At 62.4% G+C, this 19,299-nt stretch carries 16 protein-coding genes; 6 read left to right on the forward strand and 10 right to left on the reverse strand.

Translation table 11 applies throughout. From position 1 onward, the window contains the following. Positions 1-4: 4 nt before the first annotated feature. From ACQY4S_RS14095 to ACQY4S_RS14110, 4 genes are all read right to left on the reverse strand, one after another. The gene (locus ACQY4S_RS14095) at positions 5-1,351 is read right to left on the reverse strand and encodes an LLM class flavin-dependent oxidoreductase (RefSeq protein ID WP_428485822.1); all 1,347 of its coding nucleotides are present in this window, start codon (positions 1,349-1,351) and stop codon (positions 5-7) included. Between the two features lie 413 nt (positions 1,352-1,764). After that, positions 1,765-2,625: a metal ABC transporter permease gene (locus tag ACQY4S_RS14100; RefSeq protein WP_428485823.1), complete on the reverse strand. Its 861-nt coding sequence runs from the start codon at positions 2,623-2,625 to the stop codon at positions 1,765-1,767. Beyond that, on the reverse strand, positions 2,618-3,460 hold the full coding sequence (locus ACQY4S_RS14105) for a metal ABC transporter ATP-binding protein (protein WP_428485824.1): 843 nt from the start codon (positions 3,458-3,460) through the stop codon (positions 2,618-2,620). The genes ACQY4S_RS14100 and ACQY4S_RS14105 overlap by 8 nt, the downstream gene beginning before the upstream one ends. Then, a complete protein-coding gene (locus tag ACQY4S_RS14110) occupies positions 3,457-4,260 on the reverse strand; it encodes a metal ABC transporter solute-binding protein, Zn/Mn family (RefSeq protein WP_428485825.1) in 804 nt (267 codons plus the stop codon). The genes ACQY4S_RS14105 and ACQY4S_RS14110 overlap by 4 nt, the downstream gene beginning before the upstream one ends. Between ACQY4S_RS14110 and ACQY4S_RS14115 the strand changes: the two genes are divergently transcribed. The 4 genes from ACQY4S_RS14115 (at position 4,253) to ACQY4S_RS14130 (ending at position 9,340) form a co-directional block, all read left to right on the forward strand. Next, positions 4,253-4,498 (forward strand): hypothetical protein, encoded by a 246-nt coding sequence (locus tag ACQY4S_RS14115; protein ID WP_428485826.1) that lies wholly within the window; start codon positions 4,253-4,255, stop codon positions 4,496-4,498. The two genes, ACQY4S_RS14110 and ACQY4S_RS14115, sit on opposite strands and share 8 nt — an antisense overlap. Positions 4,499-4,525: 27 nt before the next feature. Continuing rightward, positions 4,526-6,688, forward strand: coding sequence for a TonB-dependent receptor (locus ACQY4S_RS14120; RefSeq protein ID WP_428486282.1), 2,163 nt, complete (start codon positions 4,526-4,528; stop codon positions 6,686-6,688). 340 nt (positions 6,689-7,028) lie between these two features. Next, positions 7,029-8,261 carry a chromate efflux transporter gene (gene chrA / locus ACQY4S_RS14125; protein ID WP_428485827.1) on the forward strand — a complete coding sequence of 411 codons (1,233 nt, stop codon included), beginning with the start codon at positions 7,029-7,031 and terminating at the stop codon, positions 8,259-8,261. 136 nt (positions 8,262-8,397) lie between these two features. Next, a protein-coding gene (locus tag ACQY4S_RS14130) for an IS630 family transposase (protein WP_428483280.1) occupies positions 8,398-9,340 on the forward strand; the annotation gives its coding sequence in 2 pieces (ribosomal slippage) (positions 8,398-8,733 and positions 8,735-9,340; 942 coding nt in all). 185 nt (positions 9,341-9,525) lie between these two features. Here ACQY4S_RS14130 and ACQY4S_RS14135 read toward each other — a convergent pair. Next, the gene (locus tag ACQY4S_RS14135) at positions 9,526-9,963 is read right to left on the reverse strand and encodes a CBS domain-containing protein (RefSeq protein WP_428485828.1); all 438 of its coding nucleotides are present in this window, start codon (positions 9,961-9,963) and stop codon (positions 9,526-9,528) included. A gap of 15 nt (positions 9,964-9,978) precedes the next feature. On the opposite strand from ACQY4S_RS14135, the gene ACQY4S_RS14140 reads away from it, so the two are divergent. Further along, complete coding sequence (locus ACQY4S_RS14140) at positions 9,979-10,302, forward strand: hypothetical protein (protein WP_428485829.1); 324 nt, start codon at positions 9,979-9,981, stop codon at positions 10,300-10,302. A gap of 85 nt (positions 10,303-10,387) precedes the next feature. Here the strand turns inward: ACQY4S_RS14140 and ACQY4S_RS14145 are convergent, their stop codons facing one another. The 4 genes from ACQY4S_RS14145 to ACQY4S_RS14160 form a co-directional block, all read right to left on the reverse strand. Further along, positions 10,388-13,954, reverse strand: coding sequence for an ATP-binding protein (locus tag ACQY4S_RS14145; protein ID WP_428485830.1), 3,567 nt, complete (start codon positions 13,952-13,954; stop codon positions 10,388-10,390). Positions 13,955-14,297: 343 nt separating this feature from the next. Further along, positions 14,298-15,962, reverse strand: coding sequence for an AMP-binding protein (locus ACQY4S_RS14150; protein ID WP_428485831.1), 1,665 nt, complete (start codon positions 15,960-15,962; stop codon positions 14,298-14,300). Beyond that, positions 15,959-16,678 carry an SDR family NAD(P)-dependent oxidoreductase gene (locus ACQY4S_RS14155; RefSeq protein WP_428485832.1) on the reverse strand — a complete coding sequence of 240 codons (720 nt, stop codon included), beginning with the start codon at positions 16,676-16,678 and terminating at the stop codon, positions 15,959-15,961. The genes ACQY4S_RS14150 and ACQY4S_RS14155 overlap by 4 nt, the downstream gene beginning before the upstream one ends. Further along, positions 16,671-18,035 carry a long-chain fatty acid--CoA ligase gene (locus tag ACQY4S_RS14160; protein WP_428485833.1) on the reverse strand — a complete coding sequence of 455 codons (1,365 nt, stop codon included), beginning with the start codon at positions 18,033-18,035 and terminating at the stop codon, positions 16,671-16,673. Before ACQY4S_RS14160 ends, ACQY4S_RS14155 begins: the two co-directional genes overlap by 8 nt. Positions 18,036-18,359: 324 nt before the next feature. On the opposite strand from ACQY4S_RS14160, the gene ACQY4S_RS14165 reads away from it, so the two are divergent. Continuing rightward, a complete protein-coding gene (locus ACQY4S_RS14165; RefSeq protein WP_428485834.1) occupies positions 18,360-18,533 on the forward strand; it encodes a hypothetical protein in 174 nt (57 codons plus the stop codon). Between the two features lie 472 nt (positions 18,534-19,005). On the opposite strand, the gene ACQY4S_RS14170 is transcribed toward ACQY4S_RS14165, so the two are convergent. Then, positions 19,006-19,257 (reverse strand): hypothetical protein, encoded by a 252-nt coding sequence (locus ACQY4S_RS14170; RefSeq protein ID WP_428485835.1) that lies wholly within the window; start codon positions 19,255-19,257, stop codon positions 19,006-19,008. Positions 19,258-19,299: the final 42 nt, after the last annotated feature.

Below are 19,299 nucleotides of genomic sequence, written 5' to 3' on the forward strand. Positions count from 1 at the left end.
CTTTTCATGCTGATACCTCGGCGGAAGCGGGCTTGCGCCGATATGAATCATGGGCGGGGCGCGCCAGTCCCAGGCTGCCGCGCAAGGTGCCATCGCCTTGGTATTCGGTCTGGAACAAGCCGCGCCTTTGCAGTTCGGGCACCAGCCAGTCGAACGCCTCGTGCGCCGGTTCCGGCAGGAAAGGCGGCATGATGTTGAACCCGTCGCAGGCATGGGCGGTGAACCAGTCCTCCATCAGGTCAGCGACCGCGGCGGGGGTGCCGACCACGACGTTGTGGCCGGATGCGCCGGCCATGATCTTGTACAGGGCGCGGATCGTCATTCCCGGCTGCCGCGCGAGGCGCGCCAGCACGTCATGCGCGCTTTTCACCTCGTTGTGGCCAGCAATAGGCGGCGGCAGCGGCCCGTCGAGCGGCAGGGCGGACAGATCGCCGAATGAGGCAGCAAGCATCGGCAGGCCCAGGCGGACGTGAACCAGGTCCTGCAACTGTTCGAAACGGTCCTGCGCTTCCTGATGCGTGCGCCCCAGGATGGGCAGGATGCCGGGCATCACCAGCATTGAACCCGGCGCACGACCTGCGTTCTGCCCGTGCGCCTTCACGCTGGCGTAGAAGGCCACGGCATCCGCCTTGGTTTTCTGCGCCGTGTAGATCAGGTCGGCAATACGGGAGCCGAGGTCCTGGCCTGGACCGGACGAGCCAGCCTGTGCGATGACCGGATAACCTTGCAGCGGCCGCGCCACGTTCAACGGCCCCTTGACCGAGAAGATGTCGCCCTTGTGGTTCAGCGTGTGCAGCTTGTCGGGATTGAAGTAGCGGCCGCTGGCCTTGTCGCGGATGAAGGCGTCGTCTTCCCAGCTATCCCAAAGTCCAAAGACGACGTCGACGAATTCCTCCGCGCGACGGTAGCGCAGATCGTGCTGCATATGGGCATCGCGGCCGAAATTATAGGCTTCCTGCTCACTCCAGGACGTGACCACGTTCCAGCCGACGCGGCCCGTGCTGATGTGGTCCAGCGAGGCGAATTTACGGGCGATATGGTACGGCTCGTTGTAGGTGGTGGAGGCACTGGCGACGAAGCCCATTCGGTCGGTCACCGCCGCCAGGGCACCGATCAGCGTCAGCGGCTCGAACACGTCGATGCGCGCGTTGTAGCTGAGTTCGTCCTCAGTCTGTGCCGAGTGGCGCACCGCGATGCCGTCGGCCCAGAACATGAAGTGGATCTTCGCGCGCTCCGCCGCCTGTGCCATCTGCTTCCATAGCCGGATGTCGAGCGCGTCGGCGCGCGCTTGCGGCATACGCCAACCGGCGGCGTGCGCGCCGTTCGCCACGATATTCAGCCCAAGCCGCATCTGCCTTTGCACACCCAATGGCTGTCATCCTTTTGCTGTCCTGGGTTTTAAAAAGTCCATCTCGCCGCAACAGGGCACAGCTCGTTTGGAGCCTAATTTGGTTGTTGCCGCGGTCAAGGCACTTGTTGCAGCGGCTCCAAGTTGCTCCGTTTTGAATCCGTCATGGCCGGGCTTATCGCGGCCATCTTCGCACCAACGGCTGGGGGTGGAGGGCCGGGACGACCCTCCCTCGCGCGCTCGGTCGTCCGGCCATGACGAATTGGTGCAACTTGATCGGAAACTGCTCTAGTGTCGTCTATTGCGGCAGTACGACTAGTTGAGCGGGTTTCTATGAGCGGACGGTTTTGCGTATTCCGCTACACTGACTAATCGACAAAAAAGCGCTTTTTCTCGCGTCCGTCCCGACGCGCGTATTAACGCTTCTGGGAAGCGACAATGGGTGCCGGTAGATCCATGTCTTCACGGGCCGACAGTGACACAGGCTTTGTCAACGCGAGCCGCGGCAGGACGGTGAGCAGATAGACCCCAGCGCTCAAGGCGGTAATCCAGAAGCTGCTCGGCCAGTCCGTGTAGAAAGCAAGCGTAATGCCGAGCCAGGCTTCGACCAGCGCCAGCGCCGCCGAGAGCAGGACGCCCTTGCCCACTCCGCTGGTCAGCCGCTGGGCCGCCGCCGCGGGACAGACCATCAGGGTGAAAACCAGAAGCACGCCGACGATCTGCGCGCATTCGGCGGTCGCCAGCGCCACGATCGCCAGGAACAGCACGGAATAGGTCCGCAGCGAGACGCCTTTGGCCTCGGCCAGCTCCGGTTGCAGGCTGGCGAACAGCAGCGGCCGGGAAATGACGGCGAGCGCCGTAAGGCTGACGACGCCGAGGGCGAGCAGCGTCCAGACGGTATTGACATCAACGGCCAGGACGTTGCCGAACAGCAGCGCCGTCGCCTGCGCCGCGAAGGCGGTATAGAAGTGCAGGAACAGCAGGCCGAAGCCGAGCGACAGCGCGAGCACGATACCGATTGCCACGTCCCGCTGCGCCAGCCGGTCACCCAGCAGTCCCATGCCGATCCCGCCGGCAACAGTCAGCAGCACCAGGCCCCAGATGGGCGCGATACCGAAAAGGACCGCGCCGGTGGCGCCGGTAAAGCCGACATGGGCCAGGGCATGGCCGGCGAAGGTCTGGCCGCGCAACACCAGGAAATAGCCAACCGCGCCCGAGACGATCGCGACCACGGTTGCCGCGGCAAAGGCATCGCGCATGAAATCGTAGTCAAGCACGATCCGTCTCCTTTTTCCGCCGGCCGGCCGCTGCTGGCATGTCATTCTGGTGCCGGTGTGCGTCGTGTTCCAGGTCGTGGCTGCCGGACATGACAAAGATCCGGTCCTTGAGGCGCACGACGTCGATCTCGGACCCGTACAGGCGCGACAGCACGGGGCCGGTGATGACCGCATCGACCGTGCCAAGCGCCGCTTGACCCCGGCCGAGATAAAGCACGCGATCGAGCGCGCCCAGCAACGGGTTCAGCTCATGGGCGCTGAACAGCACCGCGATCTTCAGTTCAGCCTGGAGCGACCTGGCCAGTTCCACCACGCCGCGCTGGTGGTGCGGGTCGAGGCTGATCAACGGCTCGTCCAGCAGCAGCAGCCGGGGCCGGCCGATCAGCGCCTGGGCGAGCAGCAGCCGCTGCCGCTCGCCACCGGATATCTCGATGAGCGGGCGACGTCCCAGTTCGCGCGCGCCGACCAGATCGAGCGCCTGGTCGACCTCGGCCCGGGCCGCCTTGCCAAGGATCGGCAGGCCCAGCCGATGGCCGGCGACCACACCGGCGACGAAGTCCCAGCCGCTCAGTCGCATGCTGGCGACCGCGGTACGAAGCTGCGGCATGTAGCCGACTGTGGCATTGCCCCGCGCCGCCAGACGGCCAAGGACGCGGATGCTGCCGCGGCTTGGCGGCACCAGTCCGAGAATGGCGCGCATCAGCGTTGTCTTGCCGGCGCCATTTGGCCCCAGAACACCGACGAACTCGCAGGCGGCGATGTCCAGGCTGACGCCGTCCAGGATGACGCGCCCGCCGAGCGTCAGGCGAACGTCGCGAAATTCGATGGCGTTCATGGGCTCGCGTTCGGCAGCGCCTTATCGACCGCATCAAGTTCGCTGCTCATCCAGGCCTGGTAGTTCTTCATGCCCGCCGGCTCTGTTTCAGTCGCGGCAACGAGCGGAACGTTTGCTGTCTTGGCGATCCCTCTCATCCGGTCCGCGGTCGGGTCCGTTGCCTGACTGTTGTAGATAAGCAGCCGGACCTTATGGGTTTTAAGGTCGTTCTCGAACGCCGCGATGTCGGAGGCGCTCGGCTCGGTGTTGTTCATGACTGAAAGCTGGAAGGACTGGTTCCGGCTATGCATGCCGATTGCATCAAGCATGTAGCCAAAGATCGGTTCCGTCGCGGTGGCCGGCGTGCCGGCCAGGCGGTCGCGCAACAGGGCGATCTTCGCCTGGATTGGCTGAATGGAGTCCTGGAACTGTTGCAGACGCGCCCGGAAGCCGGCCGCACCGGCGGGATCCTCGGCGACCAAGGCGTCGGTCAGCACGGCCGCGTAGGCCAACATGGTCTGCGTATCGTACCAGACGTGCGGATTGTCACCCGGCTTGCGAGCCGCCAGCGGTGCGACAACAATTGTGCGACGGTCGTGCGAGCGGGCAGCCTCCAGTAGCTTTTCCATCCAGGGATCGTAGTCGATACCGCTGTAGACGACGATGCGGGCGGCCGAAATGTCCCGCGCGACGGAGGGACTTGCCTCGAAAAGATGCGGGTCCTGATCGGGGTTGTTGAGAATGCTCGTCACCTTCACGTTCGGGCCGCCGATCTGCTGGGCGACATCGCCGTAGAAGTTTTCGGCGGCCACGATGGACATCGGCGGCTGCGCTGCCTGCGACAAGGCAGGCGAGAAAGTCAGGCTTCCAGCCACAACGACAATCGCAGCCAATCTCGACATGAAAACCTCCAGTTGCGCCAACGGCCAGAATGCCTGTCCAGCGCTTGTTGCTGCTCTTGACTCCACCTTGTCGCAAGGCGTGCCGGGTCGGAAAGCTCACATTACAGCGTTGCCTGAATTGACACAATGTATCATATTGGCTGTCGCGATTCGCTGACAATGCTGGAGACACATTCGGATGAAAATGCGTCATGCCCTGCTGCTGAGCAGTGCCTTTGGCATCGTCTCGGCGACGCCGGCACTCACGGCGGATGTCGTGTCGCCGCCCCTGGCGCCGGATATCAATCTCGGGACCAACGGTAATATGAGTCTGCCCGACCTTGATGTCGTGGCCAAACGGCTGGACGAGGCACGCAGCCAGATCGAGCCCAATCTTGGCGCCACCCGTTTCGATTTCAGCCGACAAGGAATCGAAACGACTCCGCAGGGCGATAACGCACCGCTCAACCAGGTCCTGCTGCAGGCGCCGGGTGTGGCGCAGGACAGCTTTGGCCAGATCCACGTCAGAGGCGACCACAACGAGGTGCAGTACCGGCTTGATGGCGTGCAGCTTCCGGAGGGATTGTCGGTCTTCGGACAGGCCCTAGAGACCCGCTTCGCGCATTCGATCTCGTTGATCACTGGCTCGCTGCCGGCGCAGTACGGCTTCCTGCAGGCAGGGGTCGTGGACATCACGACGAAATCCGGCACCACCGATCCCGGCGGCGAAATCTCGATCTACGGCGGCATGCGCGATCTGTTCCAGCCGAGCTTTTCGTATGGTGGACGGTCTGGCGCGATCGACTATTTCATAACCGGCGACTTTCTGCACACGCGGATCGGCATCGAGAATCCGACCAGCAGCTTCAACGCGATCCATGACCTTAGTAACCAGTATCACGGTCTTCTGCATGTATCGGGTATCGTCGATCCAACCACCCGGATCAGCTTCATCGCCGGCGTCTCCAACGATGTGTTCCAGATCCCGAACAATCCCAACCAGACTCCCACGCTGGGGCTCACGGTCAATGGCATCAGCGATTTCAACAGCGCCAGCCTGACGGAACATCAGCGCGAGATCACCGATTTCGGCATTTTATCATTGCAAAAACATATTGATACTGTCGATATCCAGATTTCGGCGTTCTCGCGTTACACGAGCCTGTATTTCACGCCTGATCCGCTGGGTGACCTGCTGTACAACGGAATATCACAGACGGCGGCTCGGTCGGTCTGGTCAACCGGCGCGCAGACCGATGCAAGTTGGCGCGTCAACGACAGTCACACGGTGCGAGCTGGTTTTCAGGGTAGCGGTGAACGGACAGTGGCCGCCACCGAATCGCAGGTCCTATTGACCGACGATAGCGGCGCACCGGTCTCCGACGTGCCATCCACGGTTTATGGCAGCCTCGGAAAGACCGGTGGTCTCTATGGGGTCTATGTCCAGGACGAATGGCGTGTGTTGCCGCGCGTCACGTTGAATTACGGCGCGCGGTTCGATGGTGTGGACGAGTTCACCCAGGAGAACCAGATCAGCCCCCGCATCAACGTCGTCTGGAAAGCGACCGACACGACGACGGCTCATGCCGGCTATTCCCGCTACTTCACACCACCGCCTTTCGAACTGGTCTCCGGCTCGACGCTCAGCCTGTTCAACAACACCACGGCCGCGCCGGCGACGAACCAGAACACTACTGTCAAGGCCGAGCGGGACCACTATTTCGATGCGGGCGTCACCCAGATTCTGCTGCCTGGCCTGACGGCCGGCGTGGATGCCTACTACAAGCAAGCGAAGAACCTGATCGATGAGGGCCAGTTCGGAGCGCCGATCATAGAGACCGCCTTCAATTACGCGAAGGGCCAGGTATGGGGCGTCGAAGGCACGACAAGCTATGATCGCGGGCCTTGGTCGTTGTACGGAAATGTCGCCTTTTCGCGCGCGATCGGCAGAGACATCACATCTTCCCAGTTCAACTTCACCGCGGATGATCTGGCGTATATTAGTCACCACTACATCTATCTTGATCATGACCAACGCTGGACCGGGTCGGTGGGCGCCGCTTATACCCTGTTCAAGGAAACACGCAGCCCCGCTCGGCTTTCCGCCGATCTGCTTGTCGGCAGCGGACTCCGCGCCAGCACCCCGACCGTGCCGAACGGGCGCGAGCTGCCGAGCTACTACACGATCAATCTTTCCGCGGTGCAGACGCTGAATGTTGGCTATCTGCACGGCACGCAGCTTAGGCTCGATGTGATCAATCTGCTCGACCAGAAGTACGAGATCAGGGATGGCACGGGCGTTGGCGTCGGGGCACCGCAATTCGGTCTTCGGCGCGCCATCCTCGGGGGCATCGCGCAGCGCTTCTGATCGTCACTCGCAGGCCTTCGCCCATCATGACGTCAGGTCTGATCGACACGCGCCGACCTCTATGTTAGCGCACAGGGGGCCGGTCCACGGGATGGAGATGATCGAGGCGTTGGGAACGACATGGCTACCGGGTCAGGCCTGGGCACGCCTTGTCCGTTATTTCATCAATTCGAACGCCAGGACTTCCGACCGTCTATAAGGCGCGGAGTGGCGGAAGAACGTGGCGGGTCATCACGCGACACCCACGGAGCGTAAGGCCTTGAAGCCGGCCAAGGTCAAAGCGCGCGAGCGGTTCGAGGCGGACCTCGATTGGCAAGGGAGTTAGGAAGGAAACGGAGATATGGCGGCCTTGACGCAGTCGGAAGGTGATCGGCGCCGCGCTGGTTCACCGCTGGAGGTTCTTGCGGCGTTCGCAAGACTGGGCGTCACCTGTTTCGGCGGCCCCATCGCGCATCTCGGCTACTTTCGCGCTGAATTCGTCGAGCGGCGCCGCTGGCTGGACGAAGCAGCCTTCGCCGACCTGGTCGGATTGTGTCAGTTCCTGCCTGGCCCGGCATCCAGCCAGACCGGATTCGCCATCGGGCTTCTGCGCGGCGGCTATCTCGGCGGCCTGGCCGCCTGGACCGGCTTCACGCTGCCCTCCGCCGTGCTCCTGCTGCTGTTCGCCTATGGGGCGGGCGGGCTTGCGGCCACGGCGTCCGGGGCTGGGGTCCTGCATGGGCTGAAGCTGGTCGCGGTCGCGATCGTGGCGCAGGCCATATGGGGCATGGCGCGCTCACTCTGCCCAGATCGAAAGCGTGCCTCGATCGCCACGGTTGCCCTGATCCTGGTTCTGTTTGCGCCGACCTCCATTGGCCAGATTGCCGCGATTGCCTTGGGCGGGGTGGCCGGCCTGTTCCTGTGCCGGCCAGCGGCCGCGGTGGGTGCCGGCGTGGTGCCTGAGCCGCTTGTTATGCCGGTTTCCCGCGGCGTGGGAATCGGCTGCCTGGTGCTGTTCGCGGTGCTGCTGCTGGTAGCCCCGCTGCTGCGCGGGGCCGGGATGGGAATTGCCGTGTTCGACGCCTTCTATCGCTCCGGCGCGTTGGTGTTCGGCGGCGGCCATGTGGTCCTGCCGCTGCTGCGCGATGCGGTCGTGACACCGGGCTGGGTGTCGGAAAACAGCTTCCTGGCGGGCTATGGCGCGGCGCAGGCCGTGCCGGGTCCGCTGTTCACCTTCGCGGCCTATCTGGGGGCGGTCATCTCTGGCCCCCTGGGCGGGGTGGTTGGGGGGATCATCGCGCTTTTCGCGATCTTCCTGCCGGGCATCCTGTTGCTGATGGGCACCCTGCCGTTCTGGGATGCGCTGCGCGCCCGTCCGCAGGCGCAAGCTGCCATGCGGGGTGTCAATGCAGCCGTCGTCGGACTGCTTGGGGCGGCGCTGTACAATCCTGTCTGGACGAGCGCCGTGCTGCGGCCGGCCGATTTCGCGCTCGCCGTGCTAGGATTCGTGCTGCTGGTCGTCTGGCGGGTGCCGCCGCTGCTGGTGGTTGCCATCGGTGCGCTCGGCGGCATTGGCCTGGGCATACTGGGGTGAGATGATCCACATGGATTTCTCAAAGCGCGATTGGGGTTAGAGCATGATCGTTTTAAGTTGACTCCTGCGTGAGTAGGGGTTCCGGCGCGGCCTAAAATCTGATCCAAGCTGTGGGCTGGGTCGGAGGCCAGCATGGATGGGTGCTCCTTACACGTTGGATTTGCGAGAACGCGCTGTCGCGGCATTCCGCTCAGGCAGGAGCCGGCTTGAGACGGCGACCCTCTTCCAGGTCAGTGAGTCGTCTGTGCAGCGGTGGTCGCGGCTGGATCGACAGAAGGGCAGCGTGGCGGCGCAGGGGCTGGGTGGTCATCGGCCCTTCGCACTGGCCAACGAACGCGACAGGATTATCGAACGGATTGCGCAACAGCCGGATCTGCCGTTGCGCGCACTGCTCGCTGAGTTGCAAGACCGTGGCATCACGGTGAGCTATTTTGCTGTCTGGAACATCGTTGACCGCGCTGGTCTCAGCTTTAAAAAAAAGCCTGCACGCCAGCGAGCAGGATCGTCCCAATGTTGCCCGTCGGCGCCTGCAATGGCAAAAGCGGCAGGATAAAGTTGATCCCAGACGGCTTGTTTTTGTAGACGAAACCTGGACGAAGACGAACATGACCCCGATCCGGGGGCGGTGCCCGGTCGGCCAGCGTCTGCTCGCCAAGGTGCCGCATGGTCATCGCCAGACGCAAACCTTCGTTGCCGCCCTGCGATGCGACGGCATTCATGCGCCATGCCTGCTCGATCAGCCGATGAACGCGATCAGTTTTCGCGCCTATGTCGAGCAGTTCCTGGTGCCGACGTTACGACCGGGCGACGTTGTGATCATGGATAATCTGAGCAGTCACAAGGGCCCTGTCATCCGCAAGGCAATCCGGACAGCGGGTGCAAAGCTGATTTTCCTGCCACCCTATAGTCCCGACCTCAACCCGATCGAGCAGGTGTTCGCCAAACTCAAAACCCTGCTGCGCAAGGCCAACGCCCGCACCATCGACGCAGTGATCGAAGCGATCGCCAAGCTCCTCGACGAGTATACCGTCGAAGAATGCGCCAATTACCTCGTCAACTCCGGCTACGGGTCAACCTAAAACGATCATGCTCTAGTGCGATCGGATCGTAGTCCGCATCGTCACCGTCTTGAATGATCAGGTGCTTGGACGGCTTGGCACGGGTTTTCGGTCTGCCATCCACGCTACAACGTCGTTGCCGAGGCTGCCTGAATGGAGAACGGCGAGCAGGCCAAACAGGGTGGACGCAATCGCGCCGCGGCCAATCAGACCGTGCGGGCAATGTACGCCTTCATGTTGTCGGCGTCCTGTTCATGCAGCATGATACGGAACTTCACCAGATCACGAATGCTGATGATGCCCTCCAGCTTGCCGTCATTGACAACGGGAAGGTGGCGAAAATAGCCGTGGTCCATGATCTCCATGGCCTCCGCCACGGTGGTCTGCGATGTCGTCGTGGTCACGTTGCGGGTCATCAGGTCGTCCGCCCGCATCTCCAGCACCTTTGCCTTGTGCGCGGCCAGAGACTTCACGACATCGCGCTCACTGACTATGCCGGCTACGCCGCCATTGTCGTCCAGCACCAGCACCGCGCCAATCCGGCGGGTGGAAATGATTTCAGCGATCTCCAGCACCGTCGTCGACGGCTCGACGGAAATGATGTGCGCGCCGTCCTTGGTCTTCAGTACCGCCCCGACCGACATCTTGATGTCCCTTCCATGAAGCCATTGCCGATAAGCCTGTTGATCTTGTTTTGCCGACGCTCGCGGTCACTGCTGATCCTGCTCAGACGGTCGTGCGGCCAGCAAGGGAAAATGTTGTCAGCAACGATGGAATTAAAACAAATTCAAGTCTCCGGCCGCCGCAAGGAATTGCTATTTCTGGTGCCCGATGCCGTTGAAACCGCATGTCGTCATCAAATGAAATCCGTCAAGCGGTCCGGCGGCGGTCAACTGAAACCATCGTTTCAGGCAACCCAAGGCTCGACGGCCGGCCAGTGTGCCGAACCTGAAGTTCGCCATAGTCGGCGAACCTCGGATTAGCGCCACTCGCTCTTTGTTTCCAGTGGCCTGCTGATCGCGTCCGTCCGTCGCATCATGCGACGAACCTTGGGAGCAGGATATTCGTTCAGGTGTCCAGCACAGCCCGGATCTTCGTCGCCAGGGCGGCATAACTGAACGGCTTCGGCAGAAGCTGCGTGCCGGGATCAAGCCCACCACCCCGCAAGACGGCGTTGCGGGCATAGCCTGTCGTGTACAGCACTCTCAGGTCAGGCCGCAGCACCCGCGCCGCCGCCGCGAGTTGTCCCCCGGTCATCCCGCCCGGCAGGCCGACATCGGTGAACAGCAGCCGGATCGCCGATTCCAGTTTCAGCACCCGCAAGGCGGCCAGCCCATCGCCGGCGGTGAGGACGCGGTAACCCAGGTCGCGCAATGAATCCGAGGAATGCTCGCGCACCGATGCCTCGTCCTCGACCACCAGAACCAGCTCGCCCCGGCCGGGTGGAATCGCCGCCTGCGTCTGCACGATCTCGCGGTTGGCCTGCTCGCCCAGCAGCCGCGGCAGATAAAGTTTCACCACGGTGCCCTGCCCTGGCTCGCTGTAAAGCTTCACATGGCCTTGCGACTGCTTGATGAAGCCGTACACCTGACTGAGGCCAAGGCCGGTGCCGTGCCCGACATCCTTGGTGGTGAAGAACGGCTCGAACACCCGGTCCAGCGTGGCTCGGCCGATGCCGATGCCGGTGTCGCTGACCGCGATCATCACATATTGGCCGGGGCTGACGTCTTCATGCGTGGCGACATAGGCATCGTCCAGGTAGGTGTTCGCCGTTTCCACCGTGAGCCGGCCGCCGTCGGGCATGGCGTCGCGGGCGTTGACCGCGAGGTTCAGCAGCGCGTTCTCAAGCTGATTATGATCGACGGTGGTCAGCCACAATCCGCCGGCCAGCACGGTTTCCAGCTTGATTGACTCGCCCAGCGTCCGGCGCAGCAGTTCTGACGTGCCGGCGACCAGCTTGTTGGCATCCAGCGGCCTTGGGTCCAAGGTCTGGCGGCGCGCGAACGCCAGCAGCCTGTGGGTCAAGGCGGCGGCTCGTTCGGCACCGCGCGCGATCATTGCCACGGCCCGGTTGATGCGGGCTTCCTCGGCACCCAGCGGCACCGCCACCAGCATGCGCTGCAAGGTCTCCACCCCGCCGCAGATAATGGTCAGCAGGTTGTTGAAGTCGTGCGCGACACCGCCGGTCAGGTGGCCGATCGCCTCCATCTTCTGTGACTGCCGAGCGGCTTCCTCGGCCGTGGCGCGTTTGGCGATCTCGGCGGCAACGCGCTGTTCCAGCATCTCGTTGGCCTGTCGCAGCGCATTGCGCGCTTCCTGCCGCAGCATGGCGAGAGCCAGGTTCGAACGCACCCGCGCCAGCAGTTCCCGGGCCGAGAACGGCTTGACCAGGTAATCGTCGGCACCGGCGTCGAGCCCATCCAGCCGGGATGCCTCGCCGGCGCGGGCGGAGATCAGTATAACCGGCAGATCGCGCAGCGCGGCATCGGCACGGACCGCGGCGAGCAGGCCAAAGCCGTCCAGACCGGGCATCATGACATCCGACAGGATCAGGTCGGGCCGGACCGCATAAGCCAAGCGGAGCGCGTCCTGCCCGTCGGGCGCCGTGACGATGTCGTAGTCCGGCCGCAGCAGCCGCATGACGTAGTCGCGCATGTCGGCATTGTCGTCGGCCAGCAGGATGCGGCGCCGCGCCTGTCCCGCCGACAGGGTCCCGACGCGCTGCGAGCACAGGCTGCCGGACGTCCGCGGCATCGGATCATCCGCCGGCGCCTGCGGTTCCTCGGGGAGCCAGCGCAGCGCTTCTTCCACGAAGGCGGCGGCGACGGACCGCGGGTCGTTGCGGGCGCATGTTTCCGACACGCGAGCGTCCGGCAGGTGGCTCCGCCCGAACGGCAGCCGCACCGAGACCGTGGTGCCCACGTCGATCTGGCTGGCCACATGGATCGTGGCGCCATGCTGCCGTACCAGTTCGTCGACCAGGGCAAGGCCAATGCCGGTGCCCTCCAGCGTGCGGCCGCGTTGTCCCTCGATGCGATGGAACCGGTCGAAGATATGCGGCAATTCCGCCGCTGGGATGCCGACGCCGGTGTCTTGAACAGTGAAAACCACCGCTGCGTGATCGTCGCTGGGCGCCAGTGCGACGGTGATGCCGCCCGAAAGGGTGTACTTAAAGGCGTTGGACACCAGGTTCAGGACAATCCGTTCCCACATGTCGGTGTCAACATAGACCGGGTGCGCGAGCGGCGGACATCGCACATCGAGCCGCAAGCCGGCGCGTTGGCAGGCGGAGCGGAAGTTGCTTGCCAGTTCCGCGGTATAGTCCGCGAGATCGGTCGGCTGGAAGTTCGCCTCGACCCGTCCCGCTTCAATGCGGGAGAAATCCAGCAGCGTGTTGACCAGGCGCAGCAGGCGCAGACCATTGCGATGAACCATCGCCAGCCGGTCCGCAGCGGCTCGCCCGGCCGCATCGCTGCCGTGGGAGACGATTTCCTCCTCCAGCGGTCCCAGCATCAGGGTCAGCGGGGTGCGGAACTCGTGACTGACATTAGAGAAGAACGCCGTCTTCGCCCGGTCGAGCTCGGCCAGCGCTTCCGCGCGCCGCCGCTCGGCCTCATACGCACCGGCGGCGGCGAGTCCGCCGGAGATCTGCGCGGCGACCAGATCGATGAAATCAGAATAGGCATCGCCGAAGGGGCGATAGGGGTTCAGGCCGGCGATGAAAACCCCTGCTGGCGCCGATTGCCCTTGACGCAGCAGCGGCACGATGATCACCCGGCGCGGCGGCTTGTCCCAGGCACCCATAGGCAGGTCCGGTTCGGCCGTGACGTCGTGGATCAGGCGCTGTTGCCGTCCGGTCAGGACCTCCGCCGCCCGCCAGGGCAGATCGTCGGCGCTGTCCATGTCCCGCGGCGCAAGACGAGCATCGACATTGCCCGTGTCGCATATGCGGCGGAGCCGGCCGGTTTCCGTATCCCGGAGGTAGACGATGCTGAATGGCAGATCGCGGTTGTCGCGGGCCAGCGCCTCGGCGATCGCCTGGCGGACATCCGCTTCGGTATGAACGGCCGCGAGATGGCTGCCGAGATCACGCAGCGTGGCGAGGCGACGCTGACCGAGCACGCGCTCGGTCTCTTCCGTCACCACGCACAGCATGCCGCCGACGGAGCCGTCGTCGGCGGGCAGCGGGCTGTAGGAAAAGGTGTGATAGGTCTCCTCGGGGTAGCCGCTCCGCTCAAGTATAAGAAGCAGCCCCTCGTCCCAGGTCGCCTCGCCGGTGCCCATGACAGATGCCGCGCGCGGACCGATATCGGACCAGATTTCCGCCCATACCGTGCTGGCCGGCTGGCCGAGCGCCCAAGGGTGCTTGACGCCCAGGGTGGGCATGTAGGCGTCGTTGTAGAAGAACGTCAGGTCCTTGCCCCAGCCCATCCACATCGCGTAGCGGGAGGTGACCATCATCCGCAGGATGGTCGACAGGCTGTGCGGCCAGGATGTCCGCGGGCCAACACCCGTGCGGGCCCAGTCGGTTGATGCCATCAGCGCCGCCATCCGTCCGCCGGCGGTGGTAAAGGCGGAGGCAGAATCGTCTGTCGATGCGGGCAACGCGATAGACGCCCGCTGGGTGGCAACCACGCCGATCTCCTTCCATGCCTGTGCCGCGCACGAGAGCGGTTCCACCAAGCGTGGAACCACTTTAGCTGTATTTCACAAGCAATTTCATCAGCCTGAGATCGCTTCGCTATTCCAGTCAGGCTGATATTGCTCTATCGCAAATCGGCACTACATTGCAACGAAATGCCACGGTCCAGGTGCGTCATCACGCGGAAGTGAAATTAGTTAATGGCGGACGCTGACTGTCCCCGTCATGCTGCTGGTCGGATTATTCTCCTTTTGGGACAATGTGATTTCGCGCATGGAATTCAATGAAGAGCAGTTTTGAGAGGACCGTGCACCTGGATAGGCCGCACCTTACCGCTCAGGGCGTGATCTGCGAGGCGTCATACGGCTGTACTCCGCCAGTTTTTGCTTCCATCCGCCACACTGGATCGGGGGAATGATCATAGCCTTGCCGCGCCAAGCTTGCTTTGGTTGGTTTGAATGTCCCGGTGAGATCAAGCGATCGGGCGAGCCGGATAAACAGCGGCCGCGCGTACACCGGCAAGTGCGCCAAGCAATGTGCCGCGAAATCGTCGAGGCGGAACTCGTCGCTGGTGGTGAGCGCGACCATGCCGGCGCGTCCCTCGTTACCGGCGACCGACACGCCGTAGACGAAGGCTTCAATCACCCCTGAACAACGTTGCAGAATGCTTGCTACCTCGGTGGTCGACACATTCTCGCCTTTCCAGCGGAAGGTATCACCAAGCCGATCCACGAAATAAAAAAATCCGGCATGATCGCGTCGCATCAAGTCGCCGGAGCGATACCAGAGATCACCCGTCTCGAACACGTTCGAGAGTAGCTTGCGATGCGTGGCGTCACCATCCGTGTAGCCGTCGAATCGCCGGCCATCGACGATCCGGCTGATCGCTTCGCCGGGTTCATCATCCGTGCAGCGCGCGCAAAATCCTTGCTCGTCATGCAACGGCTGGCCGGTTTCAGGGTCGCAGCGGATGATTGCCACGACGATAGAGCGTGCCAGAAATGGCGGAATGCGCCCGATCGCTCCCAGTTTGCCCTCCACGTTGTAGAGCGACAGGGCTCCCTCGGTGGCGGCATAGAATTCCAGGATCCGAGGGATGGCGAAACGTTCCTGAAAACGCTCCCACACATCGCCGCGCATGCCGTTGCCGCAGGCCAGACGCAGCTTGTGCTGCCGTTCCAGGGGATGCGGCGAGGCCAGGATCAGGTAGCGGCACAGTTCGCCAATATATTGAAAGATCGTGCATTCATGCCGCACGATATCGTCCCAGAACTGGCCGGTGGAAAACCGATCCTTGATGTAAACGGAAGCGCCCTTGACCAGCATCGCGCCGATCGCCGTGATGCCGCCTGTGCTGTGATACAGCGGCAGGCAATCGTAGAGCCGATCTTCGGGTTGCACATCCATCATGCCACCGAACCAGCAGCTCCATTCGACGATGCGCCGATGGGTGATCCTGGTCGCCTTGGGCAGACCGGTGGTGCCGGACGTGTAGACGTAGAGTGCCACGCTATCGATTGCCGGCAGCGGCACATCCGGCGGTGTCGCGCACAGATTGCCCAGCCAATCGTGCATTGGCCATCGCCATACATGGCGCACCCCGGTCTGCGTCGCGTTCAGCGGAACCCGCGCATCAGCGATCAAATGCGTCGCCTGTGCCGCCGCAAGGCTGTGGCGCAGCGCCTCGCCGCTGAGATTGGTGTTGAGCAAGGCAACGGTGCAGCCCACTCGTGTGAAGCCGAGCCAGATCGGCACGTATTCCAGGCAGTTGGGGATGAGCAATCCCACCGTGGCGCCGGCGATGCCTTGCGCCAGCGCCCAGTGCGCATACCAGTTGGCGCGTTCGGCGAACGCCGTATAGGTCAGCATGTGGTGCGCATCGAGCAGCGCCGGCCGGTCAGGATAGGCAGACGCCGCCTGATCGAGAATGCTGTGCAGCGTCAGGGACGCCGCTTTCTTGGTGGCTTCAAGCGCGCGCACCCAGGTTGCCGTTGCGGTCATGCGGTGTTTCCCGCATCGACGGTCAGCACCGTGCCGGTGATGTTGGCGGCTTTCTCGCTGATCAGGAACGCGACGGCGGCGGCGACATCGTTCACCGTCACCATGCGCTGCAAAGCGCTGCGCCGCTTGATCTGTTCGCGTTGTTTTTCGTTCAGTTCGCTGGTCAGGCCGGTCTCGACAAAGCCAGGCGCGACGGCATTGACCGTGATGCCCAGGGAGCCCACTTCGCGCGCCAACGACCGGGTCATGCCTTCCAGCGCCGCTTTTGTCGCACTGTACGCGGTGAGCCCCGGATAGCCGGTGCTGGCGACGATCGAGGACATGTTCACGATGCGTCCAGCGCGGGCCGCCATCATGGAGCGCACGAGATACTTGCTCAGCGTCAGCGGTGAAAGCACGTTCAACTGCACGATCCGGGCGAGATCGCGATCCGTCATGGTGGACAGAATGCCGGAGGTACCGATGCCGGCATTGTTGACCAAGCCATAGACCGGACCAAAATTCTCCCGGATCGTGGCGGCCAGTTTGCCTAACGAGCCGATGTCCGACAGATCCCAGGTGACGAGGGACGGGAACTCCGGCTGCGCGCCCAGCATCTCGGTTTCCGCCATCGGACTGCGACCGATCGGTATGACCCGGTATCCCTCGGCAGCGAGCATCCGGCAAACGGCAAGTCCGATGCCGCGGGTCCCGCCTGTGACGACAATGTTAAGCACGTTTGACTTTCCCTGATGCCGTCATTTCAATGTTGTCCATGAGGTGCCAGGACACCGGCACCTTGTGTGGTGCGAGGGTTTGCCGGCAGCGCGCCAGCAAGGCGTTCCGGATGGTGGCGAAGTCGGCTTTGGCGGCGGGTCGCAACACAAGGTCGGCGGCGACCACCGCCCCCATGATCGGGTTTTTGCGCGGCCAGACCCGTGCGAGCAACACATCGGGATGCTGGGTCAGCACAGTCTCGACTTCCTCGGGAAACACTTTCTGGCCGCCGACATTAATCACGCCTTCGCGGCGGCCCATGAAATAGTAGCGGTCGCCGCGTTGCTCGACGAGATCGCCGGTATCGATAAATCCGTCTTCGGCGGGAAGCCGATGGGTGCCCAGATAACCGCGCGCGGTACGGGTCGAACGGATGCGCAATGTCCCGTTCGCCACCTTCATTTCGATCGAGCGGTTTTCGTTGGGATAAGGAATGAAATCGGCGGGGAACCCGGCCTTTCCATCGCGCACATCGAAACCAACTCCAGCCTCGGTCGAGGCGAAGGCGTGTGCGACGTTGGCAGTCGGAAACGCGTCGCGCAGCCTGTCCAGAATGGCCTGATCGGCGGTTTCGCCGGACAGGCGGACATAGCGGGGCGCGAAGGTGACGATCGCCGGGCTCATGAGCGCTCGGCGCCAATGCGACGGCGTGCCGGAGATATGCGTCACACCCTGCCCGCTGAGGCGTTGCAGGTATGCCGCGACCGGTTCGCTGGCATGCGACAGCACCAGCGAACCGCCGCCCAGCAAGGCACGCAACATTATCTGCATGCCGCCGTAACGGCGGATGTCATAAAACGTGCTCCAGACCGTGCCTTGGCTGACGAAAACGCCGTCATCGAGCGGTCCGCTCAATCCGGCCAAGGTATGCACAACCATTTTCGGCATGCCGGTGGTGCCCGAGGTGAACAGCACCCACTCGGTTTCAACGTCGCGCGAGGTCGGCGTGACGGGAACAAGTAGGTCATCACTACAGGTTATCAGAGGCACATCGCATGGCGGCAGGGGACGGTCCGATACCACAACGTCCGCCCCTGTTTCAACGAGGATCGACGGCAGACGCGGGGTTAGATCAGGTGTGCAAAAAAACAGCCGCCGCGCGATCCCATCCAGCGCGATGGCTGCCAAGGCGGTGGTCATCTGGCGATCCGTCGCCAACACAACCGCCTTGTCCCGAAACGCTTCCAGCGGCGCGGCGAAAGGCGCCGCATCCCGCAAATCGGCCAGCGCCACGGCGGCCTGCCCGTCGATGATGAACCGCCCGGCGGCGGGCGCGGCCAGCGTTAACGACGCGAGCGAGCGCCTAGACGGCAACATGTGGAACCTTCCGGCGACAAGGCCAATTGCAATGTGTCGTGGTGACGCTTTTATCAGTGACGGAGCAGCGGAATGGCATTTTCCTGAGCGGCTTGGCGCTTATCAGCAACGAGTCGACTGACGGGTAAAAGCCCAAAATCATGACGGATACAGCGTCAGCGCCGCCATCATCGAGCGGGACAATCGTGTTCGGTCATGTAATTTTCGCAAACTTGTCCGAGGTCCGCACTCAATTGCATTGCTCCACCGTAAGAGGTGTTCTGGCAAACGTATTGGCACGCCACAATTTGTCGCCAGTGATACCGTCGCGACACAGGAATATGCATGGCGAAATACACGTCGGACAGCCTTCAAACATTTCAATCGTATCCTTTTATCGGCATCGAGGTCGAGGCCGTGAAACATGCGGCAGACGATCTCCGGACCATGATGCTCAAACACGCCTTGCGAATATTCGCAGCACTGCCAGACATCGGTTTAACCCGCCGCAACCGCTAACATGCTAGTATCATTCCAAAGCACATCTTTAACTATGTAGTTATGATGTCGCACCGGCGTCCCTCCAACCGTGAAGAAAACAAAGATTTCATTCTGATGGACGGCAGCTTTTTGAGTTTCACGACAAGCGTCCGGAGTTTGAGAATCCACAGCCGCCGCCGTATCCTGAGTGAACAACACAACCGCCGGGACCACCAACGACGTTACACATTTGCAATTTTCTATCAACAGCACCTCGGTAGACAAATTCAGAAAGGACACCGAAGACATGTCGGAATATCTGCCGGATGACGAGCCGCTTCCATCGTCTTGATTGCCTGAGTACTTATACCGATTTCACTACCGCCCGCGCTTTACACACTTGCACACCGAAAGATGCCGCGCCGTTCGAATAAACGTTTCGTGTTCATAAACGGCTGTCTTAAAGGGCACGCCTTGCCGCGAAATACGGGCATTCATTATTTTAAATCGCCTAGGCGGGATACTTGGCCGTTTGGTAAATCTGGACCAGATCACCAACGGTGATCGGAATAACGACCCCTTCTTCGTCAAACGGGCTGGCGTCCAGTTGGTCATCGAGAGATGCAATCAGGATGGCGATACAAAGCGAGTCAAGACCGGTTTCCAGCAATGGCAGGTCGTCAACCAGCGATACCAGCGTTTTATGCTGTTGTTTTGCAACAGTCCTTATCTGCTCATAAACGATGTCGTGAACCGTCATCATGTTTCCTCCGATTACAAGCTGCTACCAATTCCGTTGTCCGCA

It is taken from the genome of Rhodopila sp. (assembly GCF_965276935.1).
Lineage (GTDB): Bacteria > Pseudomonadota > Alphaproteobacteria > Acetobacterales > Acetobacteraceae > Rhodopila.